The organism is Promicromonospora vindobonensis, from assembly GCF_042685865.1.
GTDB classification, from domain to species: Bacteria; Actinomycetota; Actinomycetes; order Actinomycetales; family Cellulomonadaceae; genus Promicromonospora; species Promicromonospora vindobonensis.
In genome coordinates this window covers 2704015-2719056 of sequence record NZ_JBHUOG010000001.1, presented here as the reverse complement: position 1 = coordinate 2719056, position 15042 = coordinate 2704015, and the positions used below count along the sequence as shown (strand labels likewise).

General features: G+C 72.2%; 12 protein-coding genes. 5 read left to right on the top strand and 7 right to left on the bottom strand.

Annotated features, from left to right (window positions below):
- The first annotated feature begins 26 nt into the window (after positions 1–26).
- Both ACFS27_RS12225 and ACFS27_RS12220 read left to right on the top strand, forming a co-directional pair.
- Positions 27–476 carry a rhodanese-like domain-containing protein gene (locus ACFS27_RS12225; RefSeq protein ID WP_377183282.1) on the top strand — a complete coding sequence of 150 codons (450 nt, stop codon included), beginning with the start codon at positions 27–29 and terminating at the stop codon, positions 474–476.
- Positions 473–1741, top strand: coding sequence for an O-succinylhomoserine sulfhydrylase (locus ACFS27_RS12220; protein WP_377183280.1), 1269 nt, complete (start codon positions 473–475; stop codon positions 1739–1741). The genes ACFS27_RS12225 and ACFS27_RS12220 overlap by 4 nt, the downstream gene beginning before the upstream one ends.
- A gap of 51 nt (positions 1742–1792) precedes the next feature.
- Here the strand turns inward: ACFS27_RS12220 and ACFS27_RS12215 are convergent, their stop codons facing one another.
- Complete coding sequence (locus ACFS27_RS12215; RefSeq protein ID WP_377183278.1) at positions 1793–4270, bottom strand: glycoside hydrolase family 3 N-terminal domain-containing protein; 2478 nt, start codon at positions 4268–4270, stop codon at positions 1793–1795.
- A gap of 125 nt (positions 4271–4395) precedes the next feature.
- On the opposite strand from ACFS27_RS12215, the gene ACFS27_RS12210 reads away from it, so the two are divergent.
- Positions 4396–5199, top strand: a complete 804-nt coding sequence (locus tag ACFS27_RS12210) for an MBL fold metallo-hydrolase (protein ID WP_377183704.1) — start codon at positions 4396–4398, stop codon at positions 5197–5199.
- A 22-nt stretch (positions 5200–5221) separates the two neighbouring features.
- Here the strand turns inward: ACFS27_RS12210 and ACFS27_RS12205 are convergent, their stop codons facing one another.
- From ACFS27_RS12205 to purS, 3 genes are read right to left on the bottom strand one after another with little or no spacing between them, the layout of a single operon-like run.
- On the bottom strand, positions 5222–6367 hold the full coding sequence (locus tag ACFS27_RS12205; RefSeq protein WP_377183276.1) for a GNAT family N-acetyltransferase: 1146 nt from the start codon (positions 6365–6367) through the stop codon (positions 5222–5224).
- 22 nt (positions 6368–6389) lie between these two features.
- The gene (purQ, locus tag ACFS27_RS12200) at positions 6390–7139 is read right to left on the bottom strand and encodes a phosphoribosylformylglycinamidine synthase subunit PurQ (protein ID WP_377183274.1); all 750 of its coding nucleotides are present in this window, start codon (positions 7137–7139) and stop codon (positions 6390–6392) included.
- On the bottom strand, positions 7139–7432 hold the full coding sequence (gene purS / locus ACFS27_RS12195; protein ID WP_253872902.1) for a phosphoribosylformylglycinamidine synthase subunit PurS: 294 nt from the start codon (positions 7430–7432) through the stop codon (positions 7139–7141). Before purS ends, purQ begins: the two co-directional genes overlap by 1 nt.
- 227 nt (positions 7433–7659) lie before the next feature.
- On the opposite strand from purS, the gene ACFS27_RS12190 reads away from it, so the two are divergent.
- Entirely contained in the window at positions 7660–8397 is a 738-nt protein-coding gene (locus tag ACFS27_RS12190) for a hypothetical protein (RefSeq protein ID WP_377183272.1), read from the top strand.
- Positions 8398–8428: 31 nt separating this feature from the next.
- Here ACFS27_RS12190 and ACFS27_RS12185 read toward each other — a convergent pair whose 3' ends face one another.
- The 3 genes from ACFS27_RS12185 to ACFS27_RS12175 form a co-directional block, all read right to left on the bottom strand.
- Positions 8429–9193 carry an alpha/beta hydrolase family protein gene (locus tag ACFS27_RS12185; protein WP_377183270.1) on the bottom strand — a complete coding sequence of 255 codons (765 nt, stop codon included), beginning with the start codon at positions 9191–9193 and terminating at the stop codon, positions 8429–8431.
- An 881-nt stretch (positions 9194–10074) separates the two neighbouring features.
- Positions 10075–11478 carry a glycoside hydrolase family 6 protein gene (locus ACFS27_RS12180; protein ID WP_377183268.1) on the bottom strand — a complete coding sequence of 468 codons (1404 nt, stop codon included), beginning with the start codon at positions 11476–11478 and terminating at the stop codon, positions 10075–10077.
- A 138-nt stretch (positions 11479–11616) separates the two neighbouring features.
- Positions 11617–12729, bottom strand: coding sequence for a LacI family DNA-binding transcriptional regulator (locus ACFS27_RS12175; protein WP_377183702.1), 1113 nt, complete (start codon positions 12727–12729; stop codon positions 11617–11619).
- Between the two features lie 63 nt (positions 12730–12792).
- Between ACFS27_RS12175 and ACFS27_RS12170 the strand changes: the two genes are divergently transcribed.
- Positions 12793–15039 carry a substrate-binding domain-containing protein gene (locus ACFS27_RS12170; protein WP_377183266.1) on the top strand — a complete coding sequence of 749 codons (2247 nt, stop codon included), beginning with the start codon at positions 12793–12795 and terminating at the stop codon, positions 15037–15039.
- Positions 15040–15042 lie beyond the last annotated feature (3 nt).

The following is a 15042-nucleotide window of genomic DNA, read 5'->3' as shown; positions in this document are numbered from 1 at the left end:
TACCGCCACGACCGATGGAGGAGCACATGAGCGTCCCCGCGCACATCGAAGCCCGCACCGCCGAGGGTTACGCCGGCGACATCACGCCCCAGCAGGCCTGGGACCTGCTCGCCGCCGACCCGGCCGCCACGCTCGTGGACGTCCGCACCGAGGGCGAGTGGCGCGCGACCGGCGTCCCCGACACCGCGACGCTCGGCAGACAGCCGCTGTTCAGCGAGTGGGTGCACGCAGGCGGCCGCCCCAACACCCGGTTCCTGGAGGAGCTCAGGGCGGCAGGGGTGACCGCAGGCCCCGTCATCTTCCTGTGTCGCTCCGGCCAACGCTCCATCGGCGCCGCCCGGCTCGCCACCGCGGCGGGCATCGCGCCGTCGTACAACGTGCTGGAGGGCTTCGAGGGCGCTCCCGGAGTCGACGGCGTCCGCGACCAGCAGGGCTGGAAGGTCGCCGGCCTGCCCTGGACGGAGGGTGCAGAGTGACCGTCACCGGAGCCTTCCCGCCCGACGCGACCCCTGGTGGGTCCGGCCGCAAGCCACTGCCCCGCGGCGTCCGCCCGGCGACCCTTGCCGTGCGCGGAGGGCACCAGCGCAGCGACTTCAACGAGACCAGCGAGGCGCTGTTCCTGACGCAGGGCTATGTCTACGACACGGCGGCGGAGGCGGAGGCGGCGTTCACCGGCGACATCGACCGGTTCGTCTACTCGCGCTACGGCAATCCGACCGTCCACACGTTCGAGGAGCGGATCCGCCTCCTGGAGGGTGCCGAGGCCTGCTACGCGACGGCGACCGGCATGTCGGCCGTGTTCACCGCACTGGCAGCGCTCGTCAGCTCAGGGTCGCGGATCGTGGCCGCCCGGGCCCTGTTCGGGTCCAGCATGGTGATCTTCCAGGACATCCTCGCCAAGTGGGGGGTGCGCACCGACTACGTGGACGGGCACGTGCTGTCCCAGTGGGAGGAGGCGCTCGCGACCCCGGCGGACGTCGTCTTCTTCGAGACGCCGTCCAACCCGATGCAGGACATCGTGGACGTGCGCGGCGTCGCCGACCTCGCGCACGCCGCCGGGGCGACCGTGGTGCTCGACAACGTGTTCGCCACCCCGCTGCTGCAGAAGCCGCTGGAGCTGGGCGCCGACGTCGTCGTCTACTCCGCGACGAAGCACATCGACGGGCAGGGACGAGTGCTGGGCGGCGCCATCCTCGGCTCCACCGAGTACGTGACAGGACCGGTGCAGACGTTCATCCGCAACACCGGGCCGTCGCTGTCACCGTTCAACGCGTGGACGCTGCTCAAGGGCCTGGAGACACTGCCGGTGCGCCTCGCGGCGCAGGGCGCCGGCGCACTCACGGTGGCGAACGCCCTCGAGGCGCTCCCCGGCGTCGGCGCGGTGCGCTACCCGTTCCTCGACTCCCACCCCCAGACCGACCTCGCCAGGGCCCAGATGAGCGGAGGCGGCACCGTGGTCACGTTCGACCTCGCGGTCCCGCCGGACGCCGATGTGGAGACCGCTAAGAAGCACACCTTCGAGTTCCTCGACGCGCTCCAGGTCATCGACATCTCGAACAACCTCGGGGACTCGAAGTCGCTCATCACCCACCCCGCCACCACCACGCACCGCAAGCTCGGCGCGGCGGGTCGCACGGCCGTCGGCATCGCGGAGACGACCGTCCGTCTCTCGGTCGGCCTTGAGGACACCCAAGACCTGATCGAGGACCTGGAGCAGGCCCTCAACCAGTCCAAGCGCTGAGTGCCGGACGTTCGCCCCGCGAACGGCACAGCAGGGGCGGACGTCCGACACTCACCGGCCGATGGCGGCGGTAAGGATGTTGTGGGCGTGCGACTCGTGGCCCTCCAGCATCGCCTCGTCCGACTTCGCGATCGCCTTCGCCGCCGACGGCGGTACGCCGTTGACCGGGTCCAGCACCTCGTCCTGGAGCTCGAGCCGGTGCCTGTCGAGGTGCGAGGAGGGGCCGCCCGTCGACAGGCCCCAGCCGAAGGGGAACAGCGGGTCGTAGTCCTCGTCGCCGACGTTCACCACCGGGTCCTCCGCGGACCGCGGCCACGAGACCGGCAGCCGGCCGGTGAACCGGCGCTCGCCGAACAGCACGTCCGCGACGCCGGCACCCTCTGTGCCCGGCAGCCAGGACGCGACCAGCGCGTCGATCGATCCGAGCTGCTCCGTGAGCACCTGCGGCCGCCCCGACACGACGAGGACCACGCAGGTCTCGATCTCGGCGCAGACCCGCTCCACCACGTCGACGTCGCCGGGCTGCAACGCCATCGACTTCTCCTCACGGGGCACGCCGCCGTCGGCGGGGTCCCAGGCCCATTCGGGCCCGCCGACGTCGCCGTACCCCTCGGCGTACGGGGTCTCGCCCACGACGACGACGCCGACGTCGGCCCCTGCGGTGGGCGCTGAGGCGTCCTCGCTGAACGTGACGTCGCCCGCCGCGTCCTCGATGCCCTCGAGGATGGTCGTGCCCTCGGTGACGTCGCCCGACCAGCCCTGCCAGGTGCCGGTCCAGCCGCCGGCCTGGTTGCCCACGTCGTCGGCGTTGCGACCCGCCACGTAGACGCTCGCGTCGGCGTCCAGCGGTAGCGCCGCGTCGTCGTTCTTCAGCAGCACCTGGGACGCGGCCGCCGCCTTCCGGGCGATCGCCCGGTGCTGGTCCGAGCCGATCCTGTCGGCGTGCGACCGGTCGGCGAACGGCTCCTCGAAGAGTCCCAGCTCGAACTTGGCGGCGAGGATCCGGGACACGGCGTCGTCGACCCGCTCCTCGGTCACCGCGCCGTCCTGCACCGCCGCGACCAGGCGCGTGTGGAACCGCTCGAACTGCGACGGCTCCATGAACATGTCCACGCCCGCGTTCACGCTGGTGACGATCTGCCCGGTGGTGGGAGAATCCGACGCGAGCGGCGGGATCTGGTGGATGCCCTGGTAGTCGCTGATCACGAAGCCGTCGAACCCGTGCTCGTCCTTGAGCCACCCGTTGATCAGCTCGTCGTGGGCGTGCAGCTTCACGGGGTTGCCGAGGCCGTCGTCGGTCCAGTCCATGCTGGAGTAGCTGGGCATGACCGAGCCGACGCCTGCTGCGAGGGCCGCCACATACGGCGGCAGATCCACTGCCTCGACGTGCTGCCGGCTCTGCTGGGTGACGCCCTGGTCCACCGTGTACTCGCCCTCGCCGGTCCCGTAGGCGGTGTCGCCGTCGGCCACGAAGTGCTTGGCCGTTGCCAGCACCGACCGGTTGCTGTCCAGGTGCTTGCCCTGGAACCCGCGCACCGCCGCCGTGCCGAGCACCCCTGCGAGTGCCGGGTGCTCGCCGAACGACTCATAGGTGCGGCCCCAGCGGTCGTCGCGCACCACGCACAGGCAGGGGGCGAACGTCCACGGGATGCCGGTCGCCCGGGTCTCCGTGGCGACCATGCGGCCGGCCTTTGCCACGAGCAGGGGGTCGCGGGTGGCGCCGAGCCCGATGTTGTGGGGCAGGATCGTGGCACCGGCCAGGTTGCCGTGCCCGTGCACGGAGTCGACGCCGTAGAGCAGGGGGATCTGCAGCCGGGTCGCGAGCGCCCGCGTCTGGAAGCCGTCGATCGCGTCGGCCCAGCCTGCCGGGGTGTTGTCGGCGGGAGTGGAGCCGCCGCCGCTGAGCACCGAGCCGAGGCCCAGCTCCGTGATGGCCGCCGGGTCGCCCGCGACGTTGGCGCGCTCCGCCTGGGTCATCTGGCCGGCCTTCTCCGTGAGCGTCATGCGGCGCACGAGGTCCGCCACCCGCTCGTCGGTAGGCAGCCGCTCGTCCAGGTACGGCAGGTCGTGCGCCCGTACGACGACGGTGGGCGCTGCCGAGACCTCCGCCTCCCGCGAGTCGAGGGCCATCGGAACGGTCTCCGCCGTCTCACCCGCCTCGGACTCCCGGGTCCGGATCGCGATGGTGCGTTCGGTGCCCGACGGCGTGCCCGCTGCGAACGTGAGCGTGCCGGAGCCTGCCACGAAGTCGACGTCGACGGTGGCCGTGCCGGAACCCGTGCGCCAGTCGACGCTCACCGGCTGCGCGAGCGGGGCACCGTCCGCCGACCGGACCGTGACGGTGACGGCGGCGGTGTCGCCGTCCTCCACGAGGACGACCGGGTCCGCGCTGACGGCCACCTCGGCGTTCGCGGCCCGGGCGGCCGGGGTGGAGACGAGCAGGGGGGTCACGGCGAGGGCTGCTGCGGCGAGGAGTGCGGAAGCTCTGCGTGCGCGGGGGTGCTGCGCCGTGCCGGGAATCGCGGGCATCCTGGGGGGTTCCTCTCGACCTTGGGAGGTGATTTACCGATCACACACCGGAGTTCGCCTTGGCACAAGCCCTGTTGACCAGTGGATAAGGTGATGACGTGGACCCTGTTGCCCCCTTTGCGAGGATGCTGCGCGCCGACAATCCCGGACCGATGACCCTGGACGGGACCCGGTCGTACGTCCTGCGCGCGCCCGGTGCGCCGGGCTGCGTGGTGGTGGACCCCGGACCTGCGCTGGAACCGCACCTCGCGGAGCTGGCGGCGGCCGGCCCGGTCGAGCTGGTGCTCGTGACCCACCGGCATGCGGACCACACCGGCGGCCTGGCCCGGTTCCGCGAGCTGACCGGGGCGCCGTCACGGGGTGCGCTGCCGGAGTTCTGCGCTGCCGGCGGCGCAGGAGGCACGGGTGCGGGGCCGCTGGCCGACGGCGAGATCCTGGACGCCGCCGGCCTGCGCATCGAGGTACTGGCCACGCCAGGGCACACCGCAGACTCGGTGTGCTTCGTGGTGTCGGCGCCCGGCGACCCGGAGTCGGGCAGGGTGGTGCTCACCGGCGACACGGTGCTGGGGCGCGGAACCACCGTCCTCGCCGAGCCGGACGGATCCCTGCGGGACTACCTGGCGTCGCTCGACCGGCTGACGGCGCTGCGCCTGCCCGGCTCCTGCCCTGGGCTGCCGGGTCACGGGCCGGTGGTCCCGGACCTCGGTGCGGTGGTCGGCGAGTACCGCGAGCACCGGCTGGGGCGCCTGGACCAGGTGCGCTCGGCGCTCTCGACACTCGGGGCCACGCTGCCCGACGCCGCGGCGCCGCTCCCCGAGTCGCTCCTGGACCGGGTGACGAGGACCGTCTACACCGACGTCGACCCGTCGGTACTGGGCGCTGCGCGATCGTCGGTCCGGGCGCAGCTGGAGTACCTCCGGGGGCGGTGACGCCCGGCCGGCGACGGCTGGCTCAGAGCAGCTTGCCCAGGAACAGGAGCAGCGCATCCGGCGGGTCGTGGTGCGGCGGGAACGGCAGTACCGGCCGGTAACCGAGCCCGACGTAGAGGCGCAACGCCTCCGGCTGCCGACGACCGGTGCCAAGGTAGAGCGCGCGCCCGCCCCGGCGTCGTGCCTCCGCCTCGATCTCCCGGACCAGGGCCGTCGCGACGCCGGCGCGCCGGGCGGCCGGATCCACGAAGACGCTCCGCATCTCGAAGCCGGACTGGTCCTGTGCCGCGCCGGCGGTGCCGACGGCGGCGGTGAGGCCGCCAACGCCCCGGAGCGGATCTGCCGCGAGATGCTCCGGCCCGACCCGCGCCGCGATGAGCGTCGCGCAGCCGACCGGCCGGCCGTCCAGGGTCGCGAGGAACGTCACGAGGGCTGAACGTCCACGCTCGGCGTCGGCGACGTCGTGGCCGCCGCGGCTCTCGACGGCACGTGCCAGCTCGGGGTAACGCTCCTTGTGGAAGTCCCACATCGCGCGCCGCAGGGCTGCCGCGTCAGGGTCGTTCCATGGCACCTGGCGGAGCTCTGGGCGGAGCGTCTCGGGGCGCCCGGCCGGAGAGGAGGGGCCGACGGGCGAGGGCTGCCCCTGCACCAGCCACTTGCCGAAGCACCGCGAATCGGGCTCGTCCGAGAACACGCCGAACGACTCCACCGGGTCGTAGCCCATCCGCAGGTACAACCCCAGCGACTCCGGCTGCATGAGGCCCGTCTCCAGGACCAGGTGCCGGACGCCCGCCGAGCGGGCGACATCCTCCACTGCGCTCATCAGCGTGCGGGACAGCCCGCGACCCCGGTGGCCCGGCGCCACGTATACGCGCTTGACCTCTGTCGTCCCGTCGGGGTGCAGGCCGCCCTGGTGGTCGTCGCGGCCCGACAGGTCGCGCAGCGCGGCGTGCCCGGCCGGCTCGCCCTCCACGCGCAGCAACAGGGTCGCGAACACGTTGGACGGGTCGACCTGGTCGCGCGGGTCGGGGCCGGTCGCCGGCGGCCTGTCCGGATCGGCGTACCGCTGGTCGATCTCGTGCTGCTGCCCGGCACGCAGGCGGACGGCGTCGCCGTGGTCCCAGCCGACCGTCTCGATGGTGATGCCTGCGAGAAGCTCAGCGGTCATGCGCCCCTGCCCTGACCGGAGGTCACGCGTGGACGAGCGACGACAGCACCGACGTGAAGAACGTCAGCCCGTCGATGCCGGAGCGCGGCCCGTCTGCGGACGCCGGACCGAAGCCTGGCTCGACCGCGTGCTCGGGGTGCGGCATGAGCCCCACCACGTTGCCGCGGTCGTTGGTGATACCCGCGATGTCCCGGCGCGAACCGTTCGGGTTCCAGCCGTCATAGCGGAAGACGACGCGGCCCTCGCCCTCGAGCTCGTCGAGCGTGCGCTCGTCGGCGACGAACTGGCCGTCCTGGTTCTTCAGCGGGATCTTGATCTGCTGGCCGCGGCGGAACTCGTTGGTCCAGGCGGTGCGCGCGTTCTCGACGATCATCGACTGCTCCCGGCACACGAAGTGCAGGTGGTCGTTCTTGACCATCGAGCCGGGCAGCAGGTGCGCCTCGGTCAGGACCTGGAAGCCGTTGCAGATGCCGAGCACCGGCATGCCGCCCTTGGCGGCGTCGACCACCGCGGTCATCGCCGGCGCGAACCGGCTGATCGCGCCGGCGCGCAGGTAGTCGCCGTAGGAGAAGCCGCCGGGCAGCACCACGGCGTCGACGTCCTGGAGCGACGCGTCCGCATGCCACAGCGACACGGCCTCGGCGCCGGCCAGGCGCACGGCGCGCGCGGCGTCACGGTCGTCGAGGGTGCCGGGGAAGGTGATCACACCGATCCTGGCGCCGTCGATCCCCGGCACGGGCGTGGCGGCCGGCGTCGGCTCGATCGCCGACATCAGGCACCCACCGGTGCGCCGCTCGCCTCACCGGTGACCTCGGCAGGTTCGGCCTCGGCGACGGACACGACGTCCTCGATCACCGGGTTGGACAGCAGGGTGACCGCTGCTTCCTGCGCGGCGGCGAGGATCTCGGGCGTCACCTCACCGTCCACCTCAAGCTCGAACCGCTTGCCCTGACGCACACCGGAGAACTGGGTGAAGCCGAGGCGCGGCAGCGCTCCGACAACAGCCTTACCCTGGGGGTCCAGGATCTCGGGCTTGGGCATGACCTCGACGACGACGCGTCCCACGAAGGCTCCTTGAAGGTGAGGGAATTCCGGGGAGAGTCTACTGGCGCAACGGGGTGCCTCGCTGTCCAGGGACAGTGACCTGCGCCGCGCCCGTCGGCCGTCCGCACGGCCGCCCGGATGAGAGAGCTCTCATCCGGGTCTCCTCATTACCTCATCCGGTCGCGGAACCGTATGCGAATCCGCACCACGCAGGACTTGGACCACGCAGGACTCAAAGGAGAAATTCTGTGCATACTCGAGCCGCCGTCGCCCTCGGGCTGGAGCACCGCCCCGTCGCGGGACTCTTCGGCATGCTGGTCACCGTGGCCCTCGGGCTGAACCTGATCTACCTCATGCACATGTTCCTGGGGATCCCCGAGTGGCCCGGCTTCCGGTTCGGCTTGGAACGCGGCGTCCATGAGGTGGTCGGGTACCTGTTCGCGGCGTGGGCAGCCGGGCTGGCGCTCTACCTCGCCGTCGTGCACCGGCAGGCGGTGCTCGCGGCGTGGTCCGCAGTCTTCGCCGTGCTCCTCGCCGACGACTACTTGATGCTGCACGAGCGGATGGCCAAGGTGGTCTCCGCGAACGTCACCATCCCCTACCCGTACGGGCAGCCGGTCGGCGAGATCGTGTGGCTCGCGTTCCTCGGGTTGGTGCTGCTGACGGCCATCGCCGTCGGATACCGGTACGCGGCACCCGAGTGGCGGGCCGCTTCCCGCGTGCTCACGGCGCTCCTCGCACTCCTGGTGCTGTGCGGCGTCGGGATCGACGCCGTACACGGTTTCACGACGAACCGCGGCGTCTGGCACGTGATCCTCACCTCGCTGGAGGACGGCGGCGAGGTGCTGCTGCTCGCCGTCGTCGTCACGTTCCTCTACGGGCTCGCGTTCTGCGGGCACCGGTCGACGCCGGAGACGCTGGCGCGGCGGCGAGCGGCGGCACTCTTTCCTGCTGCCGACCGACGTCGACCGGGCCGCTCGGACTAGGCCGCTCGGACCGGCGATTGGGGCGGTGGCGTCAGACCGTCAGGTACTGGTCCGCCCAGGCGCTGATGATCCGGGCGGCGCGCTTGGCCTGACCGGGCGCGGTCAGCAGGTGGTCGGCGCCCTCCAGCGACACGAACGAACGCGGATGCCTGGCCTCCTGGAAGATCTCCCCGGCGTTCGAGATGTCGACCGTGCTGTCCGTCGGCGAGTGCATCACCAGCAGCGGCGAGTCCATCTCGCGGATCTTCGAGCGCAGGTCGGCCCGGCGGACGTCCTCCACGAAGTGCCGCTTCAGTGTCAGCGCGCGCCCGCCCACCATCCACTGGGCGTGGCCGTCGGCGAACACCCGGTCCAGGACGGCGTCGTAGTTGTGCTCCGCGTGGCGCGGCTCGACAGGCGCGCCGATCGTCGCGACGGCCTGCACGCCCGGGATGTCCCCGGCCGCGGCGATCGCCGCGGCCCCGCCGAACGAGTGCCCCACCAGGAGGTGCACCGGCCGGCCCTGGTCGGCCATGAACCGGGCCGCCTGCACCGTGTCAGCAACCTTGTGCGTGAAGGACCCGTCCCCCCAGTCGCCCTCGGAGTCGCCGAGGCCGAGGTTGTCGAACCGGAGCATCCCGATGCCCTCGCTCGCGAGCTGCTTGCAGATCCGCGCCGCGGCCGGCGAGTCCTTGCCCAGCGTGAAGCCGTGGGAGAACACTCCCCAGCCGCGCACCTCGCCGTCGGGCGGGTCGATGATGCCCGCGAGAAGCGGCCCGGACGTGCTCTCGAACGTGACGCGCTCAGCCACGGTCACTCCTCTCTCGACGAAGCGGCGATCGTAGCTTCACCCGAGTTTCCAGGAGATCCAGTCGCCATGCAGCAAGACGGGCCGACGCCGGGGGGCCGAACCGCAAGCTAGACGTTCATCCGGCGGGGCTCGGCGGCCGAACCGCAAGCCAGACGTCCATCCGGCGGGGCTCGGCGGCCGAACCGCAAGCCAGACGTCCATCCGGCCAAGTTCAGCGGCCGAACCGCAAGCCAGACGTCCATCCGGCCAAGTTCAGCGGCCGAACCGCAAGCCAGACGTCCATCCGGCGGGGCTCGGCGGCCGAACCGCAAGCCAGACGTCCATCCGGCCAAGTTCAGCGGCCGAACCGCAAGCTGAAAGTGGTCTTCGACGTCGATCCGCAAGGCACACGTCGATCGGGGTCGATCTGGACCTGCAAGTTGCGGCTCGGCCCCGCGGAGCACCAGCAACTTGCGGTTCGGCGCCCGAGCCCGGCTCGGTGGACATCAAGGTTGCGGATCGACCCCCGAGCCCGCCTCGGTGGACATCAAGGTTGCGGTTCGACGCCCGAGCCCGGTTCGGTGGACATCAAGGTTGCGGTTCGACCCCCGAGCCCGCCTCGGCGGACATCAAGGTTGCGGTTCGACCCCAGAGGTCGCGCAGAAGTGAGGCAGGGCCACAGCCGTGCGCCGTGGCCCCGCCTCCGATCCCATATCCGGGCAGCCGGCCCAGCCGCCAGGCCCAGCCACGGTGCACCCGCTGGCACCCCAGCGACCAGCCCGACCAGCCCGACCAGCCCGACGAGCCCGATGAGCCCGATGAGCCCGATGAGCCCCACCGACCAGACCAACCAGACCAGCAGACCAGCAGACCAGCAGGACCCGTCAGACCAACCAGACCAGCAGCCCCTAGCCGATAGCCGGGTGTGCGTTGGCGACGAGCATCTCGAACTGGGCCTGGAACCAGTGACCCGACAGCGGTGCGTCCGCGAGCGCCCCCGTGTAGTTCCCGCCCAGCTCGCTGGACTGGTAGGTCGGGTCACACATGCGGTCGAGGCGCTTGCCCTCGTCGTTCGGGATCTCCACCGACGAGCCGTCCGACTCGCCAGGGGGCTTCACCCACACGTAGGCGTCGAGGTGCGACTCGGGGTGGCCCGACGGCGTCACGGTCGGCCGCTCACCGATGCCTGCCCCCTCCGGGTTGCACCAGGCGCCGCGGTGGTTGCGGCGGTCCACCCTCGACTCGTTCACGTAGGTGTTCAGGTCGGTGGAGGTGCTCACCGCCGTCGGGCGGTTGGGGCCGCCCCAGCCGTTGCGCGAGGTGTCGATGAGCATGCCGATGCTCGACGGCGCGCCCTGGGCGATCATCAGGTCGTACAGGTGCGCCGTCCAGTCGACCTCGTCGAAGTCCGGGTTCCACTCGAACCAGCCGGCGGACTTGACCTGACCGCTGCCGACCTGGAGGTCGGGGTTGGTCAGGTACGGCTCCTCCAGCGGCGTGGTGTTCGCCGTGTTGGTGACGAAGCCGGACACGGCGGACCACCCGTAGGTGCTGCCCTCGATGACGTTGGCGAACTCCTGCGCCGAGCCGCTGGAGTTGTCGGGCCAGCCGAGCCAGCCGGAGTGGGCGGCGTCGAGGTAGGAGTAGACGTTGCCGACCTCGTACAGCTCGGACAGCGCGTACTGCACGCCCTCGCGGTAGTAGGGCGCAGCGGTGACGCAGTCGGCGTCGGACTGGTTGGTCACGAGGTTGGGCAGTGAGTCCGGCTCGATCGTGGCGACGATCCGCAGGTTCTCGTACTCCGGCCGGTCCAGCAGCTCGGCGATCGGGTCGATGTACTCGGTCTTGTACCGCTCCATCCCGGCCGCCGTGGCGGGCAGCTCGCCGTTCGAGGCGAGGGCGTGGCAGTCACGGCCCGGTAGGTCGTAGATGACCACGTTGAACACCAGGGGTGACCCGCCCGACTGGGCCACGGCCTGGTCGAGGTGCCATTCCAGGCCGTGCTGCCGTTCGGTACCCTCGATCGCCGCGATCCGGTCCATCCAGACCGACGTCGGCTCGTCCGCGACCGCCAGCATGTCCGCGGCGAGGCCGGGGTCGCTCACCTGCGCGGCGGCCGCCTCGACGGACGCCGACCAGTCCGGGTTGACGTACTGCCCGGCCCCGACGAAGGGGTTGTCCTCGAGTGCGACGGCCGGCGCGCTCGTGGCGACCAGGGCGGGAGCCGCGAGGAGTGCCCCCACCGCTGCTGCCGCCAGGGTGCGTGACCTGCGTGGGGACGTGCCGCGTTGGCGGCGTGGTGCTGTAGACACGGTGACCTCCGTTGGTCGTGCCGAGCGCGCGCCCTCCGGTTCGGCCGGACGAGGCCACACGCACCGCGGCGGCTCGTTCCGCCGTGACATGTCGCACCTTTGCCTACCGTTGAGCCCCAGCAGAACCTCCTTAAACGATTAGCCCCCGGCAGGGGGTGCGGTCGAGCCGCGCACCACCAGCCGCCCCACCGACACCGTGCCCGACGGCGGCGCGGCGCCCTCCGCCGGGTCGACCCCCACAGCACGCCGGGACGTCACGGCGCCGAGGACCGCGCGGAGCGCCCGGCCGGTGGCCCTGCCGAGCTCCTCGACCGGATACGGCACGGCGGTGAGCGACGGCGTCGTCAGGTAACAGGCGGGCGAGTCGGTCCCCGCGACGACCGACAGGTCCCACGGCACGCCGAGACCGAGCCGCCGGGCGACGTCGAGCACCAGGCCGGCGGTCGCGTCGTCGTCGGTCACGATCGCCGTGGGGCGGTCTGCCGCGGAGAGCAGCGGGCGCAGCGCCGCCGAGGCGCGCTCGGGGCCGTCGCCCGCGACGGTGCGTAGCTCGATGCCCTGCCCGACCAGCGCCGCCTCCAGCGCAGCCGCGCGGCGGGCCGGCGCGACCAAGCGTTCGGACCCGGCGACCATGGCGATCCGCCGGTGCCCGAGGCCGGCGAGGAAGGAACCCACCTGTGCGAACGCGTCGCCGTCGTCAAGGACCACCTGCTGCCAGGTGCCCGGTGCGTTGTCGACGGCTGCCCCCACCACCACCGTGGGTGCGGGGAGCGTGCGCAGGGCCGCGAGGCGCGCGTCGTCCACCCGGACACCCGTGACGACGAAGGCCGCGTAGCGGCGTTCCGTCCACCAGCGGTCCATCAGCTGCGCCGCGTCGGCGGGCGACCCGGCGACGTGCACGGCCAGGGTGAGCGTGTCCGGGCCGAGCGTCTGGAGCGCGCCCGCCACGAGGTCGAGCGGGAACGCGGCACGGGTGCCGAACGGCTGGTCGTGCACCACGACCAGAGCTGCGGCCGCCGGACCGCTACGGAGGGACCGGGCGGCGGTGGCGGGCCGCCAGCCCAGCTCGTCCGCCACCCGGAGCACCCGTTCGCGGGTAGTCGCGGAGACCCCTCTGCGACCGTTCAACGTGTACGAGACGACCGCGGTGGACACGCCGGCCACCCTGGCAACGTCAACAATCGTGGGCCGCCGCGAACGCGTCGGAAAATCGGACAGTTCAGGATCGTTCGGTCGCGACGTTGGGACCATAACCACGTAGCATGCACCCTCGGGTGAATTTTGCACAGCGTCAACGAAGACGGGTGTATTTGCATGCTTAGTGGAAAGCGCAGGTATGTCATCGGGGTGCTGTCCCCGGTGGTCGGCGGCTACTACTTCGGGCGGGTGCTCGCCGGCATCGCGCGCACCGTCCGTCCGGACGGGCACCGCGTCGTCGCGGTACAGACCTATCCAGCGGACCTGGAGCGCGACCAGTTCCCGGACCGTCCACCCGGCACGGCGGCCGTCAGCCTCGGCCAGCTCGACGGCGTCATCGCCATCACCACAGCGGTGAACGAGGCGACACTGCTCCGGATCGACGGCGACGGCACCCCGATCGTGCTGGTCAGCGAGCGCACGACCAGCATCGACGCCCCGGTCGTGACACCGGACAACGAGGGCGGGACCCGCGCGGCGGTGGAGCACCTGATCGCCCACGGGCACCGGGAGATCGGCTTCCTCGGCAGCCTGCGGCAGGCAGACATCGTCGAACGCCACGAGGCGTACCTCGCCACCCTCCTCGCGCACGGGATCACGCCCCGGCCCGAGTGGCTCTACCGCACGGCCGACAACCAGGAGGCGAGCGCCGCCACCGTCGCGCAGGCGCTCGTCGGCGGCCCAGGGCTGCCGACGACGGCGACGGTCGCCGCGACGGACCGCAACGCGATCGGGTTCTCCCGCGCCCTGCGCGCCCAGGGCCTGAAGCTCCCGGACGACCAGGCGATCGTCGGGTTCGACCACTCGGAGGCCGGTGCGCGGGTCCGCCCACGGCTCGCCTCGGTGGACCCGCACCACGACCAGGTCGGCGAGCTCGCCGTGTCCCTGCTGCTCGCCCGGATCCGCGGCGAACGCGTGGCGGGCCAGCACCTGTCCCGCTCGACGCTCGTCACGCGCGAGTCGTGCGGCTGTCTCGACGCACGCGCAGGCACGCTCCTCGCTGGCCCACCCGCGCAGGAGGGTTCGACGGCGTGGCGGCGGCTCGGCGAGGTGGCACGCGCGACGTTCGACGGCGCGGAGGCGCGCCTGGGGCCGGGTGCCGACCTCGACTCCTGGCTCAGGGGCGTGCAGAGACTCTTCCGGAGCGCGGCGGCACTGGGCCAAGCACCCACCCAGGCGACGCTGACGAGCCTCGCCGAGAGCACGCGGGCACTTCGGCCCCACCCGGAGGCCCTCGAACAGCTCATCCCCGCGCTGCGGTCGGTCGAGGAGGAGTTCCGGGAGCAGGTACGACGGGGTCAGGTCCCGGCGGTGCCCGACGAGCGGCCCAGCCCTCCGAGCCGCGCCGCACGCACCCGTGCGGTCACCCACACGGCCACCGACGTGCTCGTCGCGCTCAGCGCCGGCTGCACCCAGACCCTGCTCGCCCGTTCCGGGCAGCTCGAACGCACCATCACCGACCAGTACGAGCTCGACCTCGACCTGCTGCACGGCGACGGCCGGGCGATCCGTGCGCTCACCTGGCTCCCCCGCGGGCACCGCGGCCCCGCCACCCTCGCCCTGTGGACCGACGCCGACGTGGCGCCGGTACCTGGCGCCGCACCGGCACCCGGCCCGGCGAACGGGGCACGGACCCTCGAGATCGTCGGCACCACCGCGGCATCCCGCAAGGCGACAGCCCTGGTCGGCACGCACCTGCCCGTGAGCACGTTCCCGCCGCCGGCGCTGGCCGGCGAAGGCGTCGTGTTCGTCGTGCCCGTGACGTTCGGCCAGAGCGACTGGGGCATGCTCGCGATCGGCGGCGGCGTCGACACGCACGCCACCAGCTCCCGCGACAAGTACGACCACTGGGCCGCCATGGTCGCCGTCGCCCTCGACCGGGAGGACCGCCTCACCTCGCTGCAACGGCAGCAGGCGGCGCTCGCCGAGGCCGCGGCACGGGAACGCGCGCTTGTGCTCGACCTCCGCACCGAGGTCGAGCGCAACGCCCTGGTCCAGGACGTGGCCCTCGAGGGCACCTGGGACTGGGACATCGCGACCGGCCAGGTCTTCTACTCGCGCACCTGGCGGGCCCTGGTCGGCCTGCCCGACGACGCCCGGTGCACCGGCATCGAGGAGTGGACGGGCCGGGTGCACCCGCAGGACGTCCGGACCGTGCAGATCGCCATCGCCCGGCAGCTCGCCGGCGCCACGGAGCCGCTCGACCTGGAGCACCGCCTGCTCGCCGTCGACGGCCGCGAGATGTGGGTGCGCTGCCGCGCCACCACCGTCACCGACGACGCAGGCATCCGCGCACGCATGATCGGCGTGCTCATGGACGTCACCGGCATGCCGGCGCGGGAGCGACGGGGTGTGGCGCGGTGACGG